This is a genomic window from Chryseobacterium sp. CH25, from assembly GCF_004119455.1.
Lineage (GTDB): Bacteria > Bacteroidota > Bacteroidia > Flavobacteriales > Weeksellaceae > Chryseobacterium.
This window is the reverse complement of sequence record NZ_NRQT01000005.1, coordinates 371,775-383,917: the sequence shown is the minus strand read 5'-3', so window position 1 is coordinate 383,917 and position 12,143 is coordinate 371,775. Positions and strand designations below refer to the sequence as shown.

Annotated in this window: 10 protein-coding genes; 9 read left to right on the top strand and 1 reads right to left on the bottom strand. The window is 35.3% G+C overall.

The annotated features are described in order from the left end of the window. The first annotated feature begins 56 nt into the window (after positions 1-56). The 9 genes from BOQ64_RS14640 (at position 57) to BOQ64_RS14600 (ending at position 10,478) form a co-directional block, all read left to right on the top strand. The gene (locus BOQ64_RS14640; protein WP_129057559.1) at positions 57-977 is read left to right on the top strand and encodes an alpha/beta hydrolase; all 921 of its coding nucleotides are present in this window, start codon (positions 57-59) and stop codon (positions 975-977) included. A 20-nt stretch (positions 978-997) separates the two neighbouring features. Continuing rightward, a complete protein-coding gene (locus BOQ64_RS14635; RefSeq protein WP_129057558.1) occupies positions 998-2,170 on the top strand; it encodes an MFS transporter in 1,173 nt (390 codons plus the stop codon). A gap of 56 nt (positions 2,171-2,226) precedes the next feature. Further along, the gene (locus BOQ64_RS14630; protein ID WP_129057557.1) at positions 2,227-2,928 is read left to right on the top strand and encodes a DsbA family protein; all 702 of its coding nucleotides are present in this window, start codon (positions 2,227-2,229) and stop codon (positions 2,926-2,928) included. 497 nt (positions 2,929-3,425) lie between these two features. Beyond that, entirely contained in the window at positions 3,426-4,007 is a 582-nt protein-coding gene (locus tag BOQ64_RS14625) for a nucleosidase (protein WP_129057556.1), read from the top strand. 11 nt (positions 4,008-4,018) lie between these two features. Continuing rightward, the gene (locus BOQ64_RS14620) at positions 4,019-4,540 is read left to right on the top strand and encodes a GNAT family N-acetyltransferase (protein ID WP_129057555.1); all 522 of its coding nucleotides are present in this window, start codon (positions 4,019-4,021) and stop codon (positions 4,538-4,540) included. A 290-nt stretch (positions 4,541-4,830) separates the two neighbouring features. After that, on the top strand, positions 4,831-5,238 hold the full coding sequence (locus BOQ64_RS14615; RefSeq protein WP_228448396.1) for a Crp/Fnr family transcriptional regulator: 408 nt from the start codon (positions 4,831-4,833) through the stop codon (positions 5,236-5,238). A 324-nt stretch (positions 5,239-5,562) separates the two neighbouring features. Next, positions 5,563-6,372, top strand: a complete 810-nt coding sequence (locus tag BOQ64_RS14610) for an alpha/beta hydrolase (protein ID WP_129057553.1) — start codon at positions 5,563-5,565, stop codon at positions 6,370-6,372. A 495-nt stretch (positions 6,373-6,867) separates the two neighbouring features. After that, on the top strand, positions 6,868-9,300 hold the full coding sequence (locus BOQ64_RS14605) for a TonB-dependent receptor (RefSeq protein WP_129059742.1): 2,433 nt from the start codon (positions 6,868-6,870) through the stop codon (positions 9,298-9,300). A gap of 2 nt (positions 9,301-9,302) precedes the next feature. Beyond that, positions 9,303-10,478, top strand: coding sequence for a PepSY-associated TM helix domain-containing protein (locus BOQ64_RS14600; protein ID WP_129057552.1), 1,176 nt, complete (start codon positions 9,303-9,305; stop codon positions 10,476-10,478). Between the two features lie 163 nt (positions 10,479-10,641). On the opposite strand, the gene BOQ64_RS14595 is transcribed toward BOQ64_RS14600, so the two are convergent. Continuing rightward, on the bottom strand, positions 10,642-12,129 hold the full coding sequence (locus BOQ64_RS14595; protein WP_129057551.1) for a PLP-dependent aminotransferase family protein: 1,488 nt from the start codon (positions 12,127-12,129) through the stop codon (positions 10,642-10,644). Between the last annotated feature and the right edge of the window lie 14 nt (positions 12,130-12,143).

Below are 12,143 nucleotides of genomic sequence, written 5' to 3'. Positions count from 1 at the left end.
ATAACAATAGCGCTACTGTTCACTGCACAACTTATTAACTTAAAATAAAAAACAAAATGCAGTTGACCCCTAAAATTAATCAGATTTTAACACATTTAGAAAAAATACAGTCTTTTAATCCACAGAATCCATTGGATGATGCCAGAAAATATCTTGAAGCAATGTCTTTACAGCTGAGTGCTAAAAAAGAAGCTGTGGCTATGATTGAAGAGCTTGATATTCCAATCGAAAATCATAAAGTTCCAATCAGGATATATCGTCCAAAGGGGAAAACCACTCAAAAGTCTTCAGCCATTGTTTATATTCATGGCGGATGGTTTATTGCTGGTGGTTATGAAACCCATGATGCTGTTGTTCGTAAATTGGCTAATGCGACAGGGTCTGTCGTGATTTTTATAGATTATCGCCTGGCTCCTGAACATCCTTTTCCTGCTGGTCTGAACGATTGTCTTGACACTGTACAGTGGATTATAGAAAATGCAGATTCTTTAGGAATTGATCGGGATCAAATAGGAATTATCGGAGACAGTGCCGGAGGAGCTTTATCAACGGCTGTTTCTACCCAAATTGGAGAACTTTTCAAGTTTCAGGTTCTGATTTATCCTGCTGTAGATAATCAGCTGAATACCAAAACCTGGGAAATCTATGAAAACGGACCTGTTCTCAATAAGCAAGGTGGAGTAGAAGCTTGGAACTCATATCTACCCAAAGAAGAAAGTAACAATCCGCTGGCCATTCCTGTTTTAATAAAAAATTTCAAAAATACCCCTTCAACATTAATTATTATCGCGGAACATGATCCTTTAGCTGATGATGCAAGACATCTTGCTGAAAATATGCAGAATGGCGGAGTATCTCTTACTACAACCTTTTACAAAGATATGGTTCATGGCTTTATGCATATGGGAGAAATTTTGGAAGAAACTCAGCTGGCTATCAATGAAATGGCAAACTTTGCTAAACAGCATCTTAAATAAAACCATCCAAAGAAATAATTATGAAAAAGTATGCCTACATCGGATGTTTAGGATTCATTGCTGTGATTACTACAGAGTTTGGAATCATTGGAATTCTGCCACAAGTAGCTGAGCATTATAAGATCAGTATAGACAAAGCAGGTTATCTTTTAAGTGCTTTTGCTTTGGTTATTGCTCTTACAGGGCCTTTTATGACTTTACTTACTTCGGGCATCAATCGTAAAAATCTAATGATAGCTTCTATCCTTATATTTTTGATTACAGGGATTGTATCTTCATTTTCGCCTCCTTTTTGGCTATTAATGCTAGTAAGAATTCTTCCTGCATTTTTACAACCTGTGTATATTGCAACCGCCTTGTCTGTAGCAGTATCCGGAGCTGACAACAGTAAGAAAAATGAGCTCATGAGTATTGTTTTCAATGGAGTGGCTATAGCAATGGTGACTACAGTTCCTTTTGCGACATGGATTTCTGGGCTCTATTCGTGGGAATATTCTTTTATGATACAGGCAGCAGTGAGTTTAATTGCATTGGTAGCGATTCATTTTCTTCTTCCTTCTATGCCGGTTACAGAGAAGAAATCATATGGCAGCCAGCTTAGAATTCTAAAACAGCCACCATTTATTTTGAGCACACTTACCAATTTTTTTATGATTACCGCCTGGTTTTCTACTTATAGTTATTTTGCGGATTATCTGGGAAAAGCTAAAGGTATGGATACTTCTATGGTAAGTTATATGCTATTTTTATTCGGAGTTATAGGAATTATCGCCAACAGAATTGCTGGTAAAATGCTTAATAAAAATGTTACCACAACACTGGCATTCTTCCTTTCCGGCACCATTCTTATTCCTGTATTATTGTATGTTTCAGACGGTAATTTGTGGGCAACCATGCTGGTTATAGGAATCTGGGGATTTCTTTATTCTCCAAGCTTTCTGAATGCTTCTACCTATATGATCTCCGCAGCTCCCGATGCTTTGGAATTTGCAAACAGTCTGGCTACATCATTCGGAAATCTGGGCGTTACGTTGGGAACTACTATCGGTGGCTGGATTATTATTACCCAAGGAGTAGAGTATACCCCATGGATAGGCTTTATTTTTGGAATTCTTGCCTTTCTTATGATAATATTGAGAAATGTACTTGAAAAAAGAAGACAGGTTCTTTCAGGCTGCTTAAAACAAATGTAACAAATTTTATTACATTAAAATATTTCCTTATCTTTGTTTAGTTAAATTTAAATAGAATGAAAATAGAAATCTGGTCGGATGTTATGTGTCCGTTTTGCTATATCGGAAAAAATAATTTTGAACAGGCATTGGAAAAACTGCCATTTAAAGATGAAGTAGAAGTAGAGTGGAAGAGCTTTCAGCTTGATCCAACGTTAGATTCCCACACCACTCAGGATACCATTCAATATTTCAGAGAGAAAAAAGGAGTGGGTGAGGCTCAGGCCAATCAGATGCTAGCTCAGGTTACCCAGATGGGAAAAGGAGCAGGTATTAACTTTGATTTTGGTAAAACGCTAATCATTAATACTTTCAGTGCTCACAGACTGCTTCATTTGGCTAAGAAACATAACAAGTCCAATGAAATGGAAGAAGCATTGTTCATCGCTCATTTTATTGATGGCAAAAATGTAGGTGATACTGAAGTATTACTTTCCCTTGCTGAAAACTTAGGAATTAATAAAGAAGAAGCCAGAGAAGCTGTTACTACCGATCAAATGGATTACGAAGTAAACCAGGATATTATGGAAGCGAGAAACAACGGTGTTTCAGGAGTTCCTTTCTTTGTCCTAAATGGTAAATATGCCGTTTCAGGAGCACAACCGGTAGAAGTTTTTGAAAATGCATTACAGCAGACTTATAAAGAGACCGTAAGTCCTTTTAAAGATCTCTCAGGAAGCAATGGAGCATCCTGTGATGCTGATGGATGCAGCATTTAATTATATAAACCCCAGGCTTTTTAGTTTGGGGTTTTTCTTTTAGAATTCTCACAAATTTTTAACGTTTTATACTAGTATGCGAAAACTTAAAAAAGGAGTAACCTATTAATTTAATGATAACTATACACTTCATCAGATCGATTGAAAATCGATTAAACTCTTTGCTCCCTTAAAATTTAGCATCATTAAACATGAACTTTGCATTTAAAAAAATGATGATAGCAATTTAAATTTGACGCAAAGTTCATCTTTTGATACCGTTGATTTTAGGGAGCAAAATGTAGAATCAACTCCGTTGATTCGAAGAAGCGATCATTATCTTAATGTGTTGTATTATTTTAAACATGCTAAATATGACAACAATTGTGTTATTTATGAAAAGCATTAGTGTAATTAGTGTTTGAAATCACCCGAAAGATTATGAAAACTGTCAACATTCTATCAAATCCAACAAAACTCTCGTATCTTTGTGAGACAGTATAAATCTATATTTTTCAATGATAAAAATTAATAATGAGCTTCATTTTCCTATTGCAGACACTCTTTTTGTTTTTGCACTGGATGCTGAAGCCGGAACGGTATTCGATGAAAAGAATAAATTAATAACAGGAATTGGGAAGGTAAATGCAGCCATAGAGCTTACCAAAGAAATTCACACCAGAAAACCAAAATTAATTGTGAATCTGGGTTCTGCTGGAAGCAAAGGTTTTCACAAAGGAGAAGTGGTTTGCTGTACCAGGTTTATCCAGAGAGATATGGATGTAAGAGGCTTAGGTTTTAAACTGTATGAGACTCCATTATCAGGAGTTCCGCCAGTTTTGGAATATGGCCTTAAAATGGACAGCCTGAAAGAGGGAATCTGTGGAAGTGGAGACAGTTTCGAGATGAACCATTCTGAAACAGATTATAATATCGTTGATATGGAAGCCTATCCTCTGGCCTTGATTGCCCAAAAAGAAAACATTCCGTTTCTATGTTTAAAATACATTTCTGATGATGCAGGAAGCGATGCTGCCGATGATTGGAGTGTACAGGTACACCTGGCTTCTGAAGCGTTTAAAAAAATATTATTTTCATAAAACTTTAAAAAATGGCATCTATTATTATCAACAAAGCCTCTGCTGAAGATACAGAGATTATTCAAAAATTGGGTATTCAGACTTTTTCAGAAACTTTTGCAAAAGACAATACTGAAGAAGCCATGGAAAAATATCTGAAAGAAAGCTTCAATACAGAAAAAGTAACTGCTGAGCTGAATAATCCTGATTCTCACTTTTATATTGCCTGGGAAGAAGACAATCCTGTTGGTTATCTGAAAGTGAATACCGGTAAGGCACAGACAGAATTACAGGACGAAACCAGTCTTGAAATTGAAAGAATTTATGTGAAGAAAAGCCATCACGGTCAAAAAGTAGGACAGCTTCTATACGATCAGGCACTCAACACCGCTCAATCTCTCAAAAAATCATATCTGTGGCTGGGAGTCTGGGAAGAAAACCTGAGAGCTTTAAACTTTTACAAAAAGAACGGATTTGTTGAGTTTGATAAACATATTTTCAGGCTTGGCGATGAGGAACAGACAGATCTGATGATGAAGAAAATGTTGGATTAAAAGTATTTCTAATTTTTTTCTCTCGCAGATTATGGAGATTACGCAGATTTTTTATCACCACTAATGCAAGAATGTTTTTTACTACAGTTTGTCATTCCGTAGGAATCTAGAGTATTATATTCCAAAAATAAGGTTGAGATTCCTACGGAATGACAAACCGAATGTTAAGTTGCATCTATTAAAAATTCTTGCATTCATGCCAAAAAATAAAAAAATATAGTAGTGGAAGTCAAAATGGATATCATTAATTTATGCGTCTCCATATCATTCAATAGTTATTCTTTAACATAATGAACACTTCAGAATTCTTAAAGCAAATGAACAGCTATTATCCATTATCAGAAGAAACAATTTCTGCTATAATGGCTATTTGCAGTGAAGAGCATTATCAAAAAAATGAACTTCTTCTGGAATCTGGGAGCATGGCAAGGTATTATTATTTCATACAATCCGGGTTGATAGGCTATTACACAACAGATGAAGAAGGAAGCTCTATTTATAAAATTTTCTTTGAGGAACACAGTTTTGTAGCTTCCACCTCTGCAATTATCAAAAATGAACCAAGTGATTTTAATATTATTGCCCTGGAAGATTGTTCTGTCATTAAATATCCTGTTAAAGCTTTCCGGGAATTATTGGAAAAGTATCACGATCTTGCTCTTTTTCATATCCGGTATCTGGAAAAAACTGGGTGGTAAAAAAGGAACCTCTGGAAGTTTCTTTAAAATTTGAAACCGCAAAACAACGCTATCTGCTATTGCTTGAAAATAAGTCTTTGCATGAAAGACTGAAACAGCATCATATTGCTTCTTATTTAGGAATTACTCCCACGCAACTCAGTCGTATAAAAAAAGAAATAAATTAACAAAAGCTTCAACATTTGTTGAGGCTTTTCCATTTTTATCACTGCAAATTTGTTCTGTCATAAGATCATGAAACCATTGATTATGTAAATAAAAGAGCTTACATTTATAGAAGAGGTACATTCATGATCTGTCCATCATTAATTAAATTTTAAAAGCATGAAAAAGTTAATCAACATTGCTGTTGTTCTTACTGCCTTTGCACAGTTTTCAGCACAGAAGATCATCCATCAGGAAATTTTCAGTCCTAAGATGAATAAGAAGATCAAGACCATTATTATTACTCCTAACGTACAACCCAATACAACCTATCCATCTGTATATATTCTTCATGGTTTCAGTGGTAATCCGGACAGAATTATCAAGGAAGATATTCCTGATCTGGTTCAGAAAGCGCAACAGTACAAAACCATTTATGTATTACCTGATGGAAATTACAGTTCCTGGTATGTAGACAGTCCTATTCTTAAAGATTCACAATATCAAACTTTTATAGGAAAAGAACTTGTTGAGTTTATTGATAAAAATTATCCTGTAAAAGCTGAAAAGAAATTCCGTGGAATTCTGGGCTGGAGTATGGGAGGTTACGGAGCTACCAACATTGGGGTTACCTATAACAAGATATTTGGGATTGTAGGAAGCTCATGCGGAGCTTTAGACTTTAACTCGTTCGGTGAAGGATACAATAAATATATGGTGAATAAAGTACTAGGACCTTTGGAATCTATCAACGCTAATTTTCTTACAGACAGCAAGATTAAATTAATGGCAACAGCCGGGCAACGCTATATTTTCGATTGTGGAACAGAAGATGTTCAGATGATCGGACAAAACAGGAAGTTCCATGCTAAGCTTACAGAACAAAAGATACAGCATCTTTATATGGAATCTTTAGGAGCTCACGACACTTCATACTGGAGTCGTTCATTATCTGAACAACTGACTCTGTTTGACAAGTATTTTAAATAACAGAAATCATTACAAACTATATTCAAAAAACCTTCTTAATACCAATACTTAAGAAGGTTTTTTCATTTCAAATTGGTTTAGAATATTCAAAATTTTCAGTTCTATAGATATTTCAATTAAAAAATTAGAGTTATTGCTATTTATTTTTATCTTTGTTTTTAATTATTCCAAATAAGAATAAATCAAAAAACTAATGAAAACTTTTCTTACAAAAACTACCTTCAACATATTGATTTTCATCAATATAAACTCAACAAAACGAAAAGTTAATTCCATTTATCCAGCTTGAACTACTTTATAAACGTATATGAATAACACCTTTATTCTTCCTCATAAAACAAAAGGGAAGCACTTTCCTCTGTTTTATGTCACTCACTTTTTAATCATCCTAAGAAATGATACATGGAAAACTTTAAGAATTAAACACTACAGAAAAACTTTATGAAATGATAATTCAAAAAATGAAAAACAATATACTGATACAAAAACGATAACATGAAAATACTTAAAACCTCTATATTACTTTTAACGTTCACACTATTTTCTACCACTTTATCTGCCCAGCAAAGCGAGAGAATCCACGGAAAAATTTTAGTTACTGAAAAGATACCTGTCAAAAATGCAATTTTAAGACTTGTTGATACCTCATATCAGGAAAAAACCAATAACCAGGGTGATTTTTACTTTGAAAATGTAGCTCCTGGTGAATATACTCTTCAAGTTGTTTTAAATGATATTGAACTTATGCAGGAAAAAATCCGAATTGAGAAGGATATTTATGAATTACCAACCATTTTTGCCCCTACACAAAGCAACGTTATTGAAGGAATTACAGTATACGCCTTCAGCAGAAATAAGTTTTTGGATAAAGACAGTATCTCCGTTTCAAAGATGCCACTGCGAAATCTGGAAAACCCACAGGCTTATACAAGCATTAACCAACAGATCCTGAAAGAACAACTTGTTTATGATGTTTCGGAAGCGGTTAAAAATGTTCCCGGAATGGTAAAAATGCAGGGAAGTCCTGGTAGAGGTTCCGGTGATGGAAGTTTCTACTACAGTCTTAGAGGATTTCCTACAAAAATCTCAATGGTAGATGGGGTTCCGGCTACTACTAACGGAGAAATTGACCCTGCAGATATTGAACGTATTGAAGTCATAAAAGGGCCATCCGGAACGCTATACGGAGGTGCTGTAACTTCTTTTGGAGGTCTTATTAATATTGTCACCAAAAAAACTAAAGATTATTTTGGGGGTGAAATCTCTTATATGTTGGGAAGCTATAACTTAAACCGTGCAACAGTGGATGTTTACGGACCTGTAACAGATTCCAGAAAGACACTGTTCCGTTTGAATGCTGCTTATCAGTATCAAAATGGATTCAGGGATTCAGAATTCAGAAAATCTTTTTTTGTTTCACCAACCTTAAGCTATCAGGTCAATGATAAACTGAAATTCAGTCTTGGCGCTCAGATTTATAATTATGAAGGAACTAATACCCCGATTATTTTCCTTCCGAGAGGACGAGCATTTTTAACACATACTCCTGATGAGATGGGCTTTGACTGGAAAAGATCATATTCCAATAATGATATGACGTTAAAGGCTCCTTCTATCAATGTAAAAGCTGAGGTTAACTATAAAATCTCTGATAACTGGACGTCTCAAACTCTTATTTCAAGGAACTATAGAAAAACGGAAGGATTGTATCAATATCAGTTCATCAGAGCAAAAGACAGTGATGCAAGTTTTGAACGTAATATTCAGTCACAGAATTCAGAAGCAGCTTCTACAAGTGTTCAGCAGAACTTCAATGGGCAGTTCAAGATTGGAAAAATCAAAAATAAGGTTCTTATCGGCTTAGATTATTTAAACCAATCACTGAACAATAATCATTCACCAATTGTTAAATATGATGATGTCAATGGGCAGACTCCTAAGGAGACATATGGTTATATTTCAAAAGATCTTGCATTGCAAAAAATACTGACTTCAATGCAGGCTACAAAAGCTCCACTTATAAGAAATACAATATCAAGTAATATCTATGGAGCCTATCTTTCTGATGCCCTTTACATCACAGACAGATTGATTACTTTATTGAGCTTAAGGTTCGATTATTATGAAAGCAAAGGACAATTGAATCTAAATGACAATAGCCGTGCAGGAGATTTCTCACAAACTGCATTATCTCCTAAATTTGGGGTGGTTTATCAGATTTTAAAAGACCGTTTATCCGTTTATGGTAACTATATGAACGGATTTAGCTATACAGCTCCGGTTAATCAGCCGCTTGCTGATTATAGTGGAGATATGAAGCCGCAAAAAGCCAATCAATGGGAAGTTGGATTTAAAGGAAACCTTTGGAAAAACCGCATCAATTTTACGGTTGGATACTACGATATAAAGGTTGATAATATCCAAAGAGTAATTAATGTAGTCAAAAATGGGGAAAGCTTTGGTATTACGACCCAGGACGGAGAACAAAGAAGCAAAGGAATTGAAGTGGAAATTATAGCCAATCCACTTCAGGGATTAAATATTATGACCGGATATACCTACAATGACAGTAAATCTGTTAATACAGGTCCAGAATTTGACGGGTTTCGCCCAGGTTCTGCCGGTCCTGCGAATGTCTTTAATTCCTGGGTAAGCTATACCCTTCAATCTGGTAGCTTACAGGGATTAGGCTTAGGTTTTGGTGTTAACCGTGTTGGTCATCAGCTCAGCGAAAACAAAAAGACAACAGGGAAGTTTACTTTCCCAGCCTATACTCTTGTGAATGCCTCTGTTTCTCTTGAAAAGGAAAGATACAGAATAGGATTTAAAATGAATAATCTGGGGAATGTTCAATATTTTGCAGGACAAGGAGTAATTGTTGCTCAAATGCCTCGAAATTTTGTTGCTGAGGTAAGTCTTAAATTTTAATCATGAAGCTTACTTTTAGAAAAGCAGTTCTTCAATTACATCTATGGCTCGGGTTAACATCCGGGCTTGTAGTTGTAATCATGGCTGCTACCGGATGTATTCTTGCTTTTGAAGAAGAATTAAAACACATCATCCATCCTAACAGATATTTTACAGAAAACATTGGAAACAAAAAACTGTCTCTTTCTGAACTTTCTTTACGAGCAGAAAAAGCTCTTCCCGATGAACTAAAGATCAAAAGGGTTCAAATTTCCTCTGATCCATCCCGAACCTACGTGTTCCGTACTCTTAAAATGGATAATGAGGCTTTAACTTACTGGGGAACCTATCTTTATTATTATAGAGTTTATATTGATCCTTATACCGGAAAAGTTCAGGAAGTAGAAGATGCCAAACATGATTTTTTTGAAATCGTACTGGATCTTCACAGAAGACTGTTATTAGGAGAGAAAATAGGGAAAACTATTACAGGATATTCCACATTAATGCTAGCCATTATTCTTTTTTCCGGACTTATTATCTGGTATCCTAAAAAGATGAGTAAAAATATGTTGAAAGGGATGTTTTTCATTAAAACTTCGGCAAGCTGGAAAAGAGTTAATTATGATTTGCACAATGTTTTAGGGTTCTATGCTGTGATTCCTTTAATTTTTATTTCTTATTCAGCAGTGATCTGGAATTTTGAAAACATAGATAAATGGGTAAAAAACACTTTGAATGGAAATGCTCCCACTGAACAGAAAGCCAAAAGCAGCATCCCTTCGGAAGAATTTACGAAACGTGAAATTGTTTTGAACAGTATTGGCCAAAAAGTAGAGAAAGATCTGATTGATAAAAAATCAGCAATGATTAATTTTCCAAGATCAGAAGAAGGTACTTATTATGCAGAACTCACGTATGGAAATAAGCAATATCAGAATGAACAATATAATTTTGACCAGTATTCTGGAGAAATTTTAAAATATCAGGATTATAAAAATGAAAAGATAGGATGTGGTACAGCATTAAGGGAAAGAAACTATGATCTTCATACCGGAAGTCTTTTTGGAGTATTTGGTAGGATCGCTTATCTTCTAGCAGGTATTATAGCAACCTCACTTCCTATTACGGGATTCATTATTTATTTGAACCGGAAAAAGAAGAAGCCTAAGAAAAAACTTCAAATTAAACACGGATAACTATTTATTGAGGCTGTCAAAAAGTATAATGTAATGAAGATTTTAAATTATAGAGATTCTTCACTACACTTCAGAACTTCGTTCGCAGACCTTCAGTCTGTGTTCAGAATGACAAAAGGATATCTTTTTTGATTTTTGGAGACAGCCTCTTTTATTCTGTTTTTTATCTAAAGTGTACAATATTCCGGGAAAGAATTTCAATACTTTTTTCCATTTCATTAAAGCTCAAATCTCCAAAGCCAAGTCTCATTGCCGTAAGGTTTTTATTTTGATAGAGTAGTGTTTTGGGAATAAACAGATTATTTTGGGCGCACTTCCTGCTCAGTTGCATCAGATTGATAGGAATATTCCATTCCATCCAGATGGCAAGACCGCCCGAAGGCTTTTCAAAACTGATCACTTCCCCAAGATTTTCCTGAAGCAAAGCACTGAAATGGTCCCGCCTTTCCTGATAAACCTTTAACGATTTTTTCAGATAACGGTTAATTTCTCCTTCTTCAATCATTTCACCTAAAGTTCTTTCCATCAGAATATCACCCTGACGATCGATAATCCCAAGGTGTTTTCTCATTTCCACCATAAGATTTTCAGGCGCTACAATGAATCCGGTCCTGAATCCCGGAGCTAATGATTTCCCAAAAGACCCGATATAGATAACCATACCATTCGTATCAGCACTCGCTAAAGGAAGAATCGGACTTTTATCATAGTGAAATTCATAATCATAATCATCTTCAAGAATTACAAAACCATATTCATTGGCTAACTCCAGCAATTCCAGTCTACGCTGAGCACTTAAAGCCACAGTTGTAGGGTAGTGATGGTGCGGGGTAAGATAAAGCATTCTTATTTTCTGCTTTTTACAGGCTTCCCGAACGCTCTCTACAATAATCCCGTCTTCATCAATCGGAAGGGTGACAATCGTAACACCTGCTTTTTGAAAAATCATATTCACTGAGAAATAGCTTAGATCGCCTACCAAAACCGTATCACCTGCAGACAAAAGAATTTCGGAAACAATATAAATACTCATTTCCGTACTCCTTGTAATCAGAAGATTGTTCTTAGAAATGGGCAACCCGCGGGATAAATTGAGATATCTGGACAAATGTTCTTTAAAAAACTCACTTCCATCCTGGTTATAATGTCCAAGACCTTTCTGAGTAGATTTCCGTTTAAGAATAGAGCTATAATACCTGGAATGCTGTCCAATCTGGGTAAGTCTGATGTCCGGCACCCCATCATTAAAGACATATTCACAATCCGAATGTTCAAAAGGATTATCTAAAATATTGGAGGTCTTAAAAGTGAATCCTGTTGTTTTGGGGTAGTTCTGAAGATTATTTTCTTCAAAATCTTTCACTTTAACAGGCTTTTCCTGGTCTTTTCCAATGACAAAAGTTCCTTTGTTGGGAAAACTTTCCACCCAACCCTGGGCAGACAGTTCATCATATACTGCTACTGCTGTATTTCTGTGTACATCCAGAATCTCACTGAAGGCTCTGGTTCCCGGAAGTTTCGTTCCAAATGGTAGAAAACCTCTTTGAATAGCATTCACCAATTGATTAGCAATTTGCAGATAAATAGAAGTCTCTGATTTTCTATCTATTCTAATAAAACTTTCATAAGGAATCTTAACCGGACTATCCATAATATAAAAACTGG